The organism is Enterococcus sp. LJL51, from assembly GCF_054871795.1.
This window is the reverse complement of the sequence record NZ_JBTXLW010000019.1, coordinates 37830-52832: the sequence shown is the minus strand read 5'-3', so window position 1 is coordinate 52832 and position 15003 is coordinate 37830. Positions and strand designations below refer to the sequence as shown.

The following is a 15003-nucleotide window of genomic DNA, read 5'->3' as shown; positions in this document are numbered from 1 at the left end:
AAGTAGCATATAATAATAAAGGATTGCTCACACAAAAAATACCATAAAAGATATTTTTCGTGATATAATGGGGCTTACGGGTTATTTACAGGAGGGAAAAGCATGGCACATGACAAGACACGATATAAAGCCGTGATAGCAAATCATACGTATACAATTATTGGACAGGAAACGAAAAAGCATATGGATTTAGTAACGAGAATCGTTAATGAGCAATTGGCTGAAATTAAACATATATCTCCTCAGACCAATAATGAGCAAGCTTCTGTTTTGTTGGCTGTTAATGCGGTTTCCGATCAGCTGAAGAAACAGGAAGAAGTACTGAAGCTGAAGCAGGAAGTAGAAGAGCTGAAACGCAGAACAATTCGGGTAGCAGAGCTTGAAAATAGGATTAAGCGAATCGAAGCCATTGAAGCGGAAGCGAAGGGTGTGCTGAAGAAGAACGGTAAAGAAGATGTTGAAATCCATAACCATATGGAGGCACAGCAGATTTTGAACGAAAACCGGAAGCAGCAGATTCAAAACAAAGGTACTCAGGATACCCAGGAAAACTAAGCTTGAGAGGGTGACAGGATGTTAACATTACTGATACTTTTTATTTTAGCAATCGGTTTTTATACCGGTGCTAAAAGAGGATTTGTTTTACAGATTTTATATAGTGTGGGCTATTTTATTGCTTATCTTGTAGCAAAGAGCAATTATAAATCATTGGCTTCACACCTTGAACTATATATCCCTTATCCTTCAGCGACAGAAGAAACAAAACTGGTATTCTTTAAGCAGGAAATCGTTCTTGATTTGGATCAGGCATTTTATGCCGCAACAGCCTTTCTGATGATTTTATTTATTGGCTGGCTGATTGTTCGATTTATCGCAATTTTTGCGCATGGCTTAACTTTTTTACCGGTTTTGAAGCAGGCTGACTGGGTTGCAGGCGGGATTTTAAGTATGGTAGTGTTATATATAGGTCTATTTTTGATTTTGAGCACGCTGTCAATGATTCCTGTTGATTTTATTCAAAATCAGTTTGAAAGCAGCGGACTTGTTCGATTTATGCTGAAAGACACGCCAATTTTTTCTAAACAGGTTTATAATCTTTGGGTAGAACAAATGATTAACTAATGTTAGGTTAGAGGTTTGTAAGAGAAGTTGAGACAATGTCCGATGCAGGCTTTTTGTTTCAGCTTTTTTTGTATCTTTTTTATGGTTAAGACTAGAAAATAGAAGGTGAAAAAATGAATGAGAAGATTTTAGCGACGCTAAATTTTGATAAAGTAAAGCAGTTACTGATGGAATATACTGTAACGGCACAGGGGAGTGAGGAAGTCAGCAGTCTTTTGCCTAGTGTTGACAGCGATATTATTCAGTCCTGGCTGGCGGAAACAGAAGACGGTTTTAAGCTGCAGCGTCTGCGCGGCGGTATTCCTGTGCCGAAGCTGGAAAATATCCGTCCACATATGAAACGTATCCAAATCGGGGCAAATTTAAACGGACTGGAGCTGGCTCAGATTAGCAGGGTTCTTTCCACTACAGGAGAAGTTATCCGCTTTTTTGATGATTTAAAAGATAGCGAAATTGATCTGCTGCGGTTGTATGACTGGTTAGACCAGCTAGTAACGATTCCAGAGCTAAGCAGAAGACTAAAAACAGCCATAGCAGAAGATGGTCATGTTAATGATGAAGCATCTGCTGAGTTAAAAACGATTCGAAATAATATCAGAAGAAGTGAACAGACAATTCGAGAGCAGCTAGACGGAATTGTTCGAGGAAAAAATGCCAAATATTTAAGTGATGCAATTGTTACTATGAGAAATGAACGCTATGTAATTCCTGTTAAGCATGAATATCGGGGCGTATTTGGCGGAGTAGTTCATGATCAAAGCTCCTCTGGACAGACACTGTTTATTGAACCAAAACAAATTGTTGAGTTGAACAATCGCCTTCGTCAGCATCAAATTGCCGAACGGAACGAAATAGAACGGATTCTTTCAGAACTCTCAGCGGAGCTGGTTCCTTATCAACAGGAAATCATTCACAATGCGTATGTCATTGGTAAGTTTGATTTTATCAACAGCAAAGCACGGCTTGGCAAAGAGCTGAAGGCGGTAGTTCCAACCGTTAGTCTGGAGAAACACGTATACCTAAAACAAGCACGGCATCCTCTATTGGATCAGGAGACTGCTGTAGCCAATGATATTATTTTAGGAGATGACTATCAGGCGATTGTTATCACTGGTCCAAATACTGGTGGTAAAACAATCACCTTAAAAACGTTAGGACTGCTTCAGCTGATGGGACAATCAGGGCTGCCAATCCCAGCAGGAGAGGAAAGCGTTATCGGCATTTTCCATGAAGTATTTGCAGATATTGGCGATGAACAATCGATTGAACAAAGCTTAAGTACCTTTTCTTCACATATGACAAATATTGTCGATGTCTTGGGCAAGGTGAACGAGCATAGTCTGGTTCTGTTTGATGAGCTAGGCGCTGGTACTGATCCTCAGGAAGGAGCGGCGCTGGCTATTTCAATTTTGGATGCGCTAGGCAGCAAAAGTGCTTATGTCGTAGCAACGACTCATTACCCGGAACTGAAGGTGTATGGATATAACCGGGCGAAAACAATTAACGCCAGTATGGAGTTTGATGTAGATACTCTTAGCCCAACATATCGTCTGCTGATTGGTGTTCCTGGGCGAAGCAACGCGTTTGAAATTTCCCGTCGTCTAGGTCTTGAGGAAGGGATTATTAATGAAGCGAAGCAAATTATGGATGGAGAAAGTCAGGATTTGAATGAAATGATTGCTGATCTTGAAAACCGTAGAAAGATGGCAGAAACAGAATATCTTGAAGTTCGCCATTATGTAGACGAAGCACAGGTTCTGCACAAAGAGCTGAAGGATGCTTATAACTATTTTCTTGATGAGCGTGACAAAGAAATGGAAAAGGCCCGCAAAAAAGCGAATGAGCTTGTCACAGAAGCACAGGAAAGTGCAGAAGGCATTATCTCGGATATTCGTAAAATGCAGCTGAGCAGCGGGAAACAAGGCGGTGTGAAGGAGCATCAGTTGATTGATGCGAAAACACAGCTATCTAACCTTCATCAGGATGAAACTCATTTGCAAAAAAATAAGGTTCTGAAAAAAGCGAAAGAGAGCAAAAAGCTGAAAGCCGGTGACGAAGTAATGGTTACTACCTACGGACAACGGGGAACACTACTGAAAAAAGCCGGTGAGAATAGCTGGCAGGTTCAGCTGGGGATTTTGAAAATGACGGTTGACGAGGATGATATGACTTTGGCCGGCAAAGAAAAAGAACCAACACAGCGTATTACAGCTATTCGTTCAGCTGAATCCAGCCATGTCTCAAATCAGCTTGACCTTCGAGGAAAACGGTACGAGGAGGCACTGGCTGAAGTAGACCAGTATTTGGACGCTGCAATTCTAGCAGGCTATCCCCAAGTGACCATTGTCCATGGAAAAGGAACGGGTGCTCTAAGAACGGGGATTACTGAGTATCTAAAAAATCACCGCAGCGTGAGCAGCTATGAATTTGCACCAGGTAATCAAGGTGGGAACGGCGCAACAGTGGTTAAATTTAAATAAGCCAGTTATGCGTTAGTGATAGTTAATTGAAGAATAAATAGGCATTATTTTACAGGTGTCAATTACTCTCTTACTATTGGTAAGCAAAAAAATAGAGTATCTATACCTGAAGTGCTATAATAACCTTGTACTTGAATATAGGAGGAATGAAAGATGGAAGCAGTTACTGATAAAACATTTGCAGCAGAAACAGACGAAGGCTTAGTGCTGATTGACTTTTGGGCAGCATGGTGCGGTCCTTGTCGCATGCAGGCACCTATTCTAGATCAGTTATCAGGCGAATATGAAGAGGATGAACTAAAAATTGTAAAAATGGATGTGGATGAAAATCCCGCAACTCCAGGTTCATTCGGAATTATGAGTATTCCGACATTACTTCTGAAAAAAGACGGCGAAGTAGTGGAACGTCTGGTTGGCGTTCATTCTAAAGAGCAATTGAATGATATTGTCAGCAAACATATATAAGCAACGCAAACATGGAAGCTATCCGCTGCGGATAGCTTCCATGTTTTTTTCTTCAGCAATAATAACGCAATCAGAGCCATTGCCTCCAAGCTGCTTTAAGACGCTTTGCGCAATCCGGGATATCTGTTAATTCTATTTTACTAAAGCCTAAAAATAAAGTGTTTGGAGGGCAATCGGTTTTTTCCTGCCAGAAATTCATCGTAGAGTAGACTTTTACCTGTTGCTCTGCAGCAGCTTTTATCAGTTCTTCTTGAGAAACTGCTGCAGAAAAAGTAATTAGAAAATATTGGCCGCTGCCGTTTTTCGAAATCTTTATTTTATGAGCAACGTCCTGAAAGGCATGGGTAAAAAGCTCTAGTCTCTTTTTGAAAATCTGATTCAATCTACGCACATGCTGATCATACTTTCCGTCTTTGATTAATTGAGCAACAATGTATTGATTCAGCAGGGGGACAGAACAATTGTAGTCTGAGAATTTGTTTTGATAACTGTTCATTAAGGATAAGGGCAAAATCACATAACTCATTCTTAGAGAAGGAGAGAGGACTTTCGAGAATGTTCCCAAATAGATGACTTGGTCATTTCTAGCAATTGACTGGAGTGCAGGAATTGGTTTGGCATAATAACGTAATTCACTGTCATAATCATCTTCAATAATATAGCTGTGGTTATGAGATGCCCAATTCAGCAGCTCATAGCGTCGGCCAACCGGTAAGGTCACGCCAGTTGGAAACTGATGAGAAGGTGTTGTATATAAGAGACTGCCAGTTGGAACTGTGGGGAGTCGATCTACACAAATGCCATGATCATCGACTGGAACAGTCTGAACAGTGCGGCTATTATTTTTAAATACAGATACAGCTTTATTATAACATGGTTCTTCCATCAGAATCTGTGTTTGATTTGGCAGCAGCTTACATAGATAGTCCAAGGATTGTTGTGTACCGCTTGTTAGAATAATCTGATCGGCAGAACAGCGAACCCCTCTCATTCTTTCAAGATAATGAAGAAGAGTTTCACGAAGAAACAATTCTCCTTGTTTATCAAGTAATGAAGATATTTTTTCCTCTTTATACAATAGCTCCAAAGAGCTCTCTGTATATTTCTGCCAAAGCTTTTTCGGAAAGAGATTACTGGTATGGCTGCTATTGGTTAAGTCGTAGAGAATATTTTCATTTTTCTCAAGGGACTGTTTTTCAAATGCCGGTTGAACGAGTCCTGCAACGTTAGTCAGCCTAGGGACTGGTGCAACAATAAAGCCAATGCCTCGTTTTGAATAGATATATCCTTCAGCAGCTAATTGACTATAGGCTGTATCTACAGTATGCCGGCTGATAGTTAGTGTCTGTGCTAAAATACGGCTGCCGCTTAATAACTCTCCTTCTTTTCGGATACCACTTAAAATTTCATCCCTCAATTGTTCATGAAGCTGCTGATATAAGGGCGCTTTTTTTGTTCGATCTATTACTAACATAAATCCTCCTTTTCTTAAAACTAAACCATTCCTAACCAGTCAATCTTGTTTCAAGAGAAACATTAAGAACAGTATTTTTTATAGAATTTTCATATGAAATTAATAATCTTACTGAAAATTGTGTTGATTAATAAGGGCTGTTTCTAGGTGGACTGGTAAAAATGTATACCAGTGGCACTTTTTATAGGGCCATCAATAGTATACCATAGAGAAAATTTAATAAACTTGGCTGTCAGTAAAAATATAGATTATAGTCGAGCAAACGGGGGATAATGATGAAAGAAAAAATCAGAGAAAATCAAACAAAGGACATTTTATTGGAGCTTTTAGCTGTTAGTCTATTAGCGACTGGAGGAATTTTTGTTAAATTTAGCCAGCTCGGACCGATTAATACAGGTGCTTATCGCGTGCTCTTTTCATTACCGCTGCTTTTTCCGTTGGCTTATCCGCAGCTCAAAAAACTGACACTAAAGGATAGTGGCCTGCTTTTGGCAGCAGGTGTGTTTTTAGCTGGCGATATCGCTTTATGGAATGTCTCTTTTTCCTATACAACTGTTGCAAATGCTAATTTATTAACCAACTTAACGCCCTTTACAGTTATTCCGTTGTCTTATCTTTTTTTCAAAGAACGGATGCCTCGTTTTTTCATTGTTGGAGCTATTATTACTATAGTGGGGGTTGTTGCTTTATTAGGTGGAAAAATAAATCCGTCCTTTGAGAATTATTTTGGTGATGGGTTGGCCTTGGCTGCGTCTTTTTTCTATGCGGGATTTCTATTGATTTGCTATCATCTTAGAGACCGTTTCTCCAGCAGTGTTATTATGTTTATCAGCGGCTTTGGTTCTGTGGCAAGTTTGTTTTTTATAGGGGGAGCTACAGAAGGGATTCAGCATCCGGAAATATGGGCTGATTTTTGGCCGCTTATTGGCTTAGCTGTCCTTTTACAAGTCTTTGGCCATAATTTGCTGGCCTATTGTCAGGGGAAGGTTAATGTTAATCTGTCTTCGATTATATGCCTGGCTCAGCCTGCAATTGCTTCAATCTATTCGCTTTTTATCTTTTCTGAAAAATTGTCCTTTAGTGAGCTAGTAGGGATTGTTATTATCATTATCGGAGTCTATTTAGTTAAAGCACAATATACAGCAAAGAAAGAGATAGTAAATAATAAGGAGCAGCAGCTTCTGAAAAATGATTAGAACGCCAGTTCCTGTTTTATCGCACATTCCTGCTCTTCATGTTATAATGTTACAGGAAATAAAGAGAGGGAGAAAGCAATGAATGAACGGATAAAAAATAAGCTAGCATTACTTCCTGATCAGCCCGGCTGTTATCTGATGAAGGATAAAAACGGGACAATTATTTATGTAGGGAAAGCAAAAATTCTCAAAAATCGGGTTCGTTCCTACTTTACAGGGAGCCATGATACGAAAACAGAACGTCTTGTGAGTGAAATTGAAGACTTTGAATATATTGTAACAGAATCAAATATTGAAGCATTGCTGCTGGAAATTAATCTTATTCACAAAAATGATCCCAAATATAATATCATGTTGAAGGATGACAAGAGCTATCCTTTTATAAAGATTACTAGTGAGCCGTATCCAAGATTGTTGATTACCAGAAAGGTATTGAAAGATAAAGCTCTTTATTTTGGACCTTATCCGGATGTTCGGGCCGCAAATGATACCAAGCGTCTGTTGGACCGTTTGTTTCCGCTAAGAAAATGCAAGGTCTTGCCCAAAGAAGTTTGTCTCTATTATCATATGGGGCAATGTTTAGCCCCATGTGTCTTCGATGTTCCTAAAAAGAAGTATAGCGAAATGGTTAGTGAAATTCGTCGTTTTTTAAATGGCGGCTATCCGGAAATACAGAAACAGTTGGAAGAGAAAATGGTACTTGCAGCTGGCGAGATGGAGTTTGAAAAAGCAGCGGAATATCGGGATCAAATTAAATCAATTGAAACAGTCATGACCAGACAAAAAATGACGAATGCTGATTTAGTTGATAGAGATGTCTTCGGCTATGCAGTAGATAAAGGCTGGATGTGTGTACAGGTCTTCTTTGTTCGTCAAGGGAAATTAATCGAACGTGACGTAAGTATTTTTCCGTTTTATGATGAACCAACAGAGGATTTTTTAACATTTATCGGGCAGTTTTATCAAGAAAATGAACATTTCATTCCTAAAGAAGTGCTAATCCCCGATGATATCGATAAAGAAAGTGTGGAAGCTTTGCTATCCACCAGAGTTATGCAGCCTCAGCGAGGTGAAAAGAAAAAGCTGGTCAAACTGGCAGGGAAAAATGCAACAGTCGCCTTACAAGAAAAATTCGATTTGATTGTCCGCAAGCAGGAACGGACGATTGGTGCTGTGGAACGTTTAGGAAACGCAATGAATATTCCCACTCCTATTAGAATTGAAGCTTTTGATAATTCCAATATTATGGGAACCGATCCTGTATCGGCAATGGTGGTCTTTATAGATGGGAAACCAGCTAAAAAAGAATATCGAAAATATAAAATAAAAACGGTTAAGGGACCGGATGATTATGCATCTATGCGAGAGGTCATTTACCGACGTTATTCACGGGTTTTAAAGGATGGCTTGCCGTTTCCTGATTTAATTGTGATCGATGGCGGGAAAGGTCAAGTAGATGTTGCAAAGGACGTATTGGCAAACCAGTTGGGGCTGGATATCCCTATTGCAGGGCTAGCCAAAAATGATAAGCATAAAACCAGTGAACTGCTATTTGGTGCTGATTTATCAGTGATACCTCTGGAACGTAATTCTCAGGAATTTTTTCTGCTTCAAAGAATTCAGGATGAGGTCCATCGTTTTGCGATTACCTTCCATAGACAGCTGCGCAGCAAAAACAGTTTTGCTTCCAAGCTGGATGATATTGAAGGATTAGGACCTAAGCGGAAGAAAGAACTGCTGCGGCAATTTAAATCATTGAAAAATATTACTGCGGCTTCAGTAGAGGAGCTTAGGGAGTCAGGGCTACCTAAGAATGTGGCGCAGAACGTGTATAATCATTTGCACGAATCTCTTGAAGAAAATGAACAGCAAGAGACAGAGATGCCCGAATAAAAGAGAATTTTTAATAAATCAGCTGAATGAAGAGGTTGTGACAGAAGTGTTCAGCTTCAAGCAATAAGGCGGAAATTCCGAAAATTGTTTTACAAATTTTTGCGAATTTCCGCCTTATTGTCGAAGAAGTTACTTCTGAAACACCGTTTATCCAGGTTTAAGGGACTGAGGCATACTAATGTCACAGCCCCTTCATTCTTTTTTCTCCTTGAAAGTTGATTTTTAAGCTTAAGATAAGGCTATGCAATAAAAATATCAAAAAATCTGTAAAGGGGGCTTTACTTTTTTTGTATAGTGAGCTATACTTTTTTTGTAAAGCTGACTATACTTTCTAGAGAGGAGAAGTCATGTGCAGAATAAAATACAACAGCTTCGAAAAAAGCAGAAAATTACTCAAAGTGAACTTGCCGACGCTGTAAGTGTTACTAGGCAAACTATTATTTCCTTGGAAAATGGCAAGTACAACGCATCGTTAGTCTTAGCACACAAAATTGCACAGTTTTTTAATCAGCCAATCGAAGATATTTTTATATTTGATTTAGAGGAGGAGAATATATGAAATTTTGGCCGAAAGCTCAAGCGCATAATTCGAAAGATTATCGAGCAATTCTTCAACGGCGGAGACTGTTGTTTATTGGAATGATTGCTGCGAGTTTACTAATAGGCAGCTTATCCTTTTTATTATTTAATGATGAGCATACTTCGAGCTACCTTAACGGAATGAGCGTGGGATTAGGAGCTGTTGGGATTTTGATGTTCATTCAAAATAATCGAATGCTGAAAAATGAAAAGAAGATGGAGAAAAACCGGCGGGAAGAATTTGATGAGCGAAATGTTGAGATTAATACAAGAGCAATGGTTCTGACAGCTAGAATTTTTATTTTCATTTTAGCAGTAACGGCAATAATCTGCGGATTTATCAACCCGGGTTATAGCGTTGCTCTTTCTGTCCTGATCTGTCTATTTTTAGTTCTCTATGTAATTGCCTCTTATTATTACCAGAAAAAAATGTAAATAGTAATTGACAAATGAAAATCATTCAGCTAATATATCGTTAAGCGATATATCGCTCGATGATATATCTAAAGATGATATAGTGAGGGAATCTTAATGGACGAGACACTGACAGACTCTAGTTATCTGATTTTGCTTACTTTGCTGCAGCCTCAGCATGGATATGCCATTATGAAACAGATTAGCGAGTTGACCGACGGTAAGGTTTCCATCGGTCCGGCAAGTATGTATACCATTTTGAAGAAGCTGCAAAAGAGCGGTTATATTACTCTGGAAGAAAATTCGGAACGTAAGAAGATTTATTTAATTACTGAGGAGGGACTTGATGTTTTGGAAAAAGACATCAGCCGCAGAAAACTTCTTTATCAGGCCGGAGAATTTTTAGTTGCTGAAAGAAGGAGAAAGTACGATGATCATTAAGGGAAAAAAATATGTGCTTTCAAAAGGTGTTGCTCTTTATCCGGAAAAGGAGATGGAGGTGCTGAGGGAACAAGCACAGCTAGGCTGGCAGTTCATAAAGCTAAATAACTTTGGTTTTCTGGAATTTCAAAAAAATGCACCTGAGATTAAAAAATTTTCTGTAGATTTTTTTTCAGGAGAACGAGATGAGCTGGACGACTATCTAACGATTTATCAGGAAGCTGGCTGGGAATGTATTTCCAATCATAAGAAAAAATATTTTTATTTTAAAGCAGATCCTTGTGTTTCCTCGATTTATTCTGACGAAGAAAGCTATTGGCTGCGGATGCGTAAAGAATGGCTTTGGATGTTTTGGCGTAATCTGTTGTTTGTTCCGTTTGGATTGCTGCTCTATTGGCTGGCCTTTCTTACAAGAGAACCCCACACATCAGTAACAGCTCTCTACCTTATATCACGCTTTATCTTGTTTTTATTAGGAACTGTTTTTACGGTCATGCCGCTTTCAATTGCAATTAACGTAGTATATTCTCTTGTGTTTTACAGAGATCGGCGGAAGTTCTTCTCTCGGCCAGAACAGTTCGCCAAAAGGCAAAAGGTGTTCAGAGACATTATTATTCTAACCATTATCGGTGGAATAATAGGAATTTTTTTAAGTATTTTACTTCAAGGAATTATTTAGAAAGGAGTGATTTTAATGGCTGATAAAAGATTTGAACTTTTACAAAGAGAAAGTCTTGGTATGTTGAAGGAACAAACATGCATTATTGTGGATAAGGAAACAGGAGTCAACTACCTGTTTGTTGGATCTGGCTACGCAGGAGGATTAACAGTGCTGCTGGACCAGGACGGAAAACCGGTGATTACAAAATAACTGACTACAGAAAAAATTGGAGGGTATGAAATGTTAGAAGTGAAAAATTTGGTTAAAACATTTGGCGACTATACTGCGGTCGATAATATTTCTTTTGAAATACCAGATGGTAAAATTTTAGGGCTAATTGGACAGAACGGGGCAGGTAAAACAACAACCTTCCGATTGATTTTGGACTTCCTTACACAAGATAGTGGAACGGTTCTATGGAATGGTCATGAACTAAGCGGTAAGGATTATAATGATATTGGCTACTTGCCGGAAGAACGCGGATTGTATCCAAAAGTGTCAATTGAAGAGCAGCTGATTTATTTTGCTGAATTAAGAGGGAAAAATAAAAAAGAAATCAAGCCGAAAATTGACGAATGGATGGAAAAATTTAAAGTTAAAGGTAAGAAAACCGATAAAGTGAAATCACTTTCCAAAGGGAATCAGCAAAAGGTTCAGCTGATTGCCACTCTAATTCATGAACCAAAGCTAGTCATTTTGGATGAGCCCTTCAGTGGTCTTGACCCAGTAAATGCAGAGTTGCTAAAAGACGGCATCATTGAATTAAAGAAAAAAGGGTCATGTGTCATTTTTTCAAGCCACAACATGGATAACGTTGAGAAAATTTGTGATCACCTGTTGATGTTGAGGAGCGGAAAGATGGTGTTGAACGGGAAAGTTCATGAGATTCGTGAAAGCTTTGGACGTACAAAAGTCTTTTTAGAATCTGCGCTGACAGCAGAAGACGTTTCCTCTATAAATGGAGTTGCCTCAGCAGTGAAACGAGGAGATGGTGTTGTTGAAGCAACATTAAACGATCCAAAGGCCGGAGAAGAAATATTCACCAGAGCAACACAATTCGGCTATATTCCAATGTTCAATCAACAACCGCCAACCTTAGAAGAAATATTCAAGATGAAAGCAGGTGAACCAAATGAGTAAGTTTTGGATAATTGCATCAGATGTCTATAAAAAGAATGTAAAATCAGCGTCATTTGTTATTATGATTTTAGCGCCCTTCCTTTTGATGGGAATTATGTATGCTGCTGTTTCTCTTTCGGGAGGATTTTCCGAAGCTGAAACGATTGGGATTGTTTCCGATGATGCCGTATTGGCGGAGCAATTAACAAGTGCTGAAATCGAGGACTTTAAATTTAAAACAGTTGCTTCACAAAAAGAAGCAGAGAAACAGTTAAAAAATGAAAAAATTGAAGCATTTATGACCATTGATACATCTGGTGAAACAATCAAAGGGAGATTATATTCTGAGTCTTCCATGGGTTCAACTACAGATTTAATGCTTCAACAGATTTTGAATAACATTCAAGGCTCAGTAAATGCGGGTAAATTGAATTTGACACCGGAACAGGTTGCTAGTTTACAGCAGCCGGCGAGCTTTGCAAAAACAAAGGTTAGTTTCGATGAGAATGGCAAAATGAACGAGGGAGAAGACAATACAGCCTTCCAAACAGCGATTTCATTTGTAGTAACTATTATTCTCTGGATGATTATTATCACCTATGCTTCAATTATTGCACAGGAAATTGCTTCTGAAAAAGGAACAAGAATCATGGAAGTTATTCTTTCCAGCACCAAGGCTCAGACACATTTCTATGGGAAACTGACTGGTGTTATTCTAGTAGCTTTAACTCAAATTGCAATTTATGCAGCAGCAGTTGGGATTGGCTATAATCAATTCAAAGATCTAGATATTGTGAAGAGCTTCTTGTCAGGCATCTCAATGGAAAATATTTTAGGAAACTTTATTGGTTTTACTACTGTGTTCTTCCTGTTAGGCGTGTTTGTCTATTCTGTACTAGCTGCTTTGTGTGGCTCCCTAGTCTCTAAGCCAGAGGATACGCCGAAAGCGGTACAACCTATTATCTATCTTGCGATGATTGGCTATTTTATCGGTTTGACCTTAGGTACAACAGATCCGCAAAATATTATTATTCGGATTACATCCTATGTCCCATTGATTTCATCATTCATTATGCCAATCAGACTGGCAAGTGAAACAGTTTCGACATCAGGTGTAATGATTTCAATCGCTATTTTGTTAGCCTTCGGCATTCTACTGACGCTCTTCTCAGCGAAGCTGTATAAATCAAATGTACTGGTTTACAGTGAAGGCGGCGTTCTAAAATCATTGAAGCAATCACTTTCTATTCTGAAAAATGAACGTAAAAAAGCATAGTATTTTTTAAGTATATGAAGGAGAGTCGGGTCATTTATAGCCCACTCTCTATTTTTGCTGATGTGCAAATGAACGATGGGAAAGAAGCAAAGAAGGTATTAAGCAGTGGTGATTAACTGCTGGAATACTGTTAGATTGTGTCTCGAAGAGGGCAAAAAGAGCTAACTATCTGAGAGGAAGGGTTATATGGAGATACAACTTATCAATGAACATAAAAAGGATTTTTTAGATTTATTGCTTTTAGCGGATGAAGAAGAGCATAGGATTGATAAGTATTTGGAAAGAGGGCAGCTTTTCGCATTATATGATAATGGGTTAAAAAGTATTTGTGTGGTAACAGATGAGGGAGAAGGAATCTATGAGCTGCAAAATTTAGCTACCTATGAACAATTTCAGGGGAGAGGGTATGGCAAGCATTTGATTAGCTATATCGCCAATTATTACCAAGGTCAGGGTACAGCTATGCTTGCTGGCACTGGCGATGTACCTTGGATTCTTTCGTTTTATGAAAGCTGTGGCTTTAAAATTTTTTCTCGTCTTGAAAATTACTTCATAGAGCACTATAAGGAGCCTATGTTTGAAGACGGCATCCAATTAAAGGATAAGGTATATCTTAAAATGGAGCTAAGTGCACTGTAAGCATTCTTCAACTAAATAATAGCCAGAAGCCGTGATTGAAAGGGTCACGGCTTTTGGCTATTGATTGGTATATTCTCTCAAGTAAAAGCAATAATTCCTTAAGAGAACTACAGTATTTTTTATCAAAATGAGAGTGCCTTCGTATTTAAATGCCAGTGTGGCATGAGCTGGTTCTCTTTTTCAGAGTATAAGTATAGTTAGCTGATGATTCTTGGCGTAGTCTTCCGCTCGATCAGTTGAACATCTAGAGGCCGTTTATGCAGAGTGTCTTTATTCAGCTGGTTATAAATATGGATAAAAGAATTTTCAGCTTGATGATTGATTGAGTAGTCAACAGTTGTCATGTGCATCAGTTTGCTGAGGTCACTATTATCAAAACCAATGACTGCAACGTCTGCGGGAACCTCATATTCTAAGTTTTGTAATTCAGATATAAATTCAGCTGCAACGGAATCGGTATAAAAAGCCATCGCATCCGGCCGTTCTTTCATATGATGCCATTGGTAAGCCAGCTTGATTCCGCTGGTTTCCCGCATCATATCATAGAAAACCCAGTCTTTATTCAAAACCAATTCTTTTTCCTGATAGAAGCTGTCAATCGCTTTGATCCGGGCTTTAGTATTCAAATTCTTGGGATTCCCCATCACATGTCCGATTTTTCGGTAGCCTTGCCGATAAAGATAGTCCAATGAATCGAAATAGCCGGAATAGTGATCTACATAGGCTGAATAGATACGTTCAGAATCAATACGGTGCCAAGTAGCTATTGGCCCATACATCGTATACGGTTCGATGACATCCCAGTCGTTTGCTCTGGTCAAAATAAAAACGCCGTCCAGCTGTTTGTACTTCATTTGATTTAAGGCATCAATTTCCTTTTTTTTGTCTCCATCAGTAAAGTAGAGAGTGACATAATAATTATGCGTTTTGGCAATTGAGATAAAGTTACTTAAAAATAATCCTAGTAAATCAAAATAGCCGTGAGCTAGGAAACCAATTGTTTTCGTTTCTCCGCTTTGAAGATTCCTTGCAATCAGGTTAGGGGAGTAAGCCAGCTGTTCCATCGCTTTCAGCACCTTTTCACGGCTGTCCTTACTAACATAGCCGTTTCCTGAGATAACTCTTGATACAGTTGATTTTGATACATTTGCCTGTTTGGCTACATCGATGATAGTTGTCATAGGCAGATCGCCTCCAGATTTTCATGCTTCTCTCAGTATACTGGATAATTTTTTTGACTTCAA

At 38.8% G+C, this 15003-nt stretch carries 16 protein-coding genes; 14 read left to right on the top strand and 2 right to left on the bottom strand.

Annotation, left to right across the window (positions count from 1 at the left end):
- Window positions 1–102: 102 nt before the first annotated feature.
- The 4 genes from zapA (at window position 103) to trxA (ending at window position 4067) form a co-directional block, all read left to right on the top strand.
- Window positions 103–555, top strand: coding sequence for a cell division protein ZapA (zapA, locus tag ACYSNQ_RS15250; RefSeq protein ID WP_426084442.1), 453 nt, complete (start codon window positions 103–105; stop codon window positions 553–555).
- Window positions 556–573: 18 nt separating this feature from the next.
- A complete protein-coding gene (locus ACYSNQ_RS15245) occupies window positions 574–1122 on the top strand; it encodes a CvpA family protein (RefSeq protein WP_426084441.1) in 549 nt (182 codons plus the stop codon).
- A 113-nt stretch (window positions 1123–1235) separates the two neighbouring features.
- Entirely contained in the window at window positions 1236–3602 is a 2367-nt protein-coding gene (locus tag ACYSNQ_RS15240) for an endonuclease MutS2 (RefSeq protein WP_426084440.1), read from the top strand.
- A 153-nt stretch (window positions 3603–3755) separates the two neighbouring features.
- On the top strand, window positions 3756–4067 hold the full coding sequence (gene trxA / locus ACYSNQ_RS15235; protein ID WP_426084439.1) for a thioredoxin: 312 nt from the start codon (window positions 3756–3758) through the stop codon (window positions 4065–4067).
- A gap of 70 nt (window positions 4068–4137) precedes the next feature.
- On the opposite strand, the gene pdxR is transcribed toward trxA, so the two are convergent.
- Window positions 4138–5541: a MocR-like pyridoxine biosynthesis transcription factor PdxR gene (gene pdxR, locus ACYSNQ_RS15230; RefSeq protein ID WP_426084438.1), complete on the bottom strand. Its 1404-nt coding sequence runs from the start codon at window positions 5539–5541 to the stop codon at window positions 4138–4140.
- 275 nt (window positions 5542–5816) lie between these two features.
- Here pdxR and ACYSNQ_RS15225 point away from each other — a divergent pair, with 275 nt between their 5' ends.
- The 10 genes from ACYSNQ_RS15225 to ACYSNQ_RS15180 all read left to right on the top strand — a co-directional run bounded on the left by ACYSNQ_RS15225 (window position 5817) and on the right by ACYSNQ_RS15180 (window position 13759).
- Window positions 5817–6737, top strand: a complete 921-nt coding sequence (locus ACYSNQ_RS15225) for a DMT family transporter (protein ID WP_426084437.1) — start codon at window positions 5817–5819, stop codon at window positions 6735–6737.
- 78 nt (window positions 6738–6815) lie between these two features.
- Window positions 6816–8630, top strand: a complete 1815-nt coding sequence (uvrC, locus tag ACYSNQ_RS15220; RefSeq protein ID WP_426084436.1) for an excinuclease ABC subunit UvrC — start codon at window positions 6816–6818, stop codon at window positions 8628–8630.
- Between the two features lie 349 nt (window positions 8631–8979).
- The gene (locus ACYSNQ_RS15215) at window positions 8980–9189 is read left to right on the top strand and encodes a helix-turn-helix transcriptional regulator (protein WP_426084435.1); all 210 of its coding nucleotides are present in this window, start codon (window positions 8980–8982) and stop codon (window positions 9187–9189) included.
- Window positions 9186–9644 (top strand): DUF6442 family protein, encoded by a 459-nt coding sequence (locus ACYSNQ_RS15210; protein ID WP_426084434.1) that lies wholly within the window; start codon window positions 9186–9188, stop codon window positions 9642–9644. The genes ACYSNQ_RS15215 and ACYSNQ_RS15210 overlap by 4 nt, the downstream gene beginning before the upstream one ends.
- 96 nt (window positions 9645–9740) lie before the next feature.
- A complete protein-coding gene (locus ACYSNQ_RS15205; RefSeq protein ID WP_426084433.1) occupies window positions 9741–10064 on the top strand; it encodes a PadR family transcriptional regulator in 324 nt (107 codons plus the stop codon).
- Window positions 10054–10743 (top strand): DUF2812 domain-containing protein, encoded by a 690-nt coding sequence (locus ACYSNQ_RS15200; RefSeq protein WP_426084432.1) that lies wholly within the window; start codon window positions 10054–10056, stop codon window positions 10741–10743. Before ACYSNQ_RS15205 ends, ACYSNQ_RS15200 begins: the two co-directional genes overlap by 11 nt.
- 15 nt (window positions 10744–10758) lie before the next feature.
- Window positions 10759–10935 (top strand): DUF6440 family protein, encoded by a 177-nt coding sequence (locus ACYSNQ_RS15195; protein WP_426084431.1) that lies wholly within the window; start codon window positions 10759–10761, stop codon window positions 10933–10935.
- Between the two features lie 30 nt (window positions 10936–10965).
- Window positions 10966–11865, top strand: coding sequence for an ABC transporter ATP-binding protein (locus ACYSNQ_RS15190; RefSeq protein ID WP_426084430.1), 900 nt, complete (start codon window positions 10966–10968; stop codon window positions 11863–11865).
- Window positions 11858–13120: an ABC transporter permease gene (locus ACYSNQ_RS15185; protein ID WP_426084429.1), complete on the top strand. Its 1263-nt coding sequence runs from the start codon at window positions 11858–11860 to the stop codon at window positions 13118–13120. The genes ACYSNQ_RS15190 and ACYSNQ_RS15185 overlap by 8 nt, the downstream gene beginning before the upstream one ends.
- A gap of 186 nt (window positions 13121–13306) precedes the next feature.
- A complete protein-coding gene (locus ACYSNQ_RS15180; protein ID WP_426084428.1) occupies window positions 13307–13759 on the top strand; it encodes a GNAT family N-acetyltransferase in 453 nt (150 codons plus the stop codon).
- A gap of 197 nt (window positions 13760–13956) precedes the next feature.
- Here the strand turns inward: ACYSNQ_RS15180 and ACYSNQ_RS15175 are convergent, their stop codons facing one another.
- Entirely contained in the window at window positions 13957–14940 is a 984-nt protein-coding gene (locus tag ACYSNQ_RS15175; protein WP_426084427.1) for a LacI family DNA-binding transcriptional regulator, read from the bottom strand.
- Between the last annotated feature and the right edge of the window lie 63 nt (window positions 14941–15003).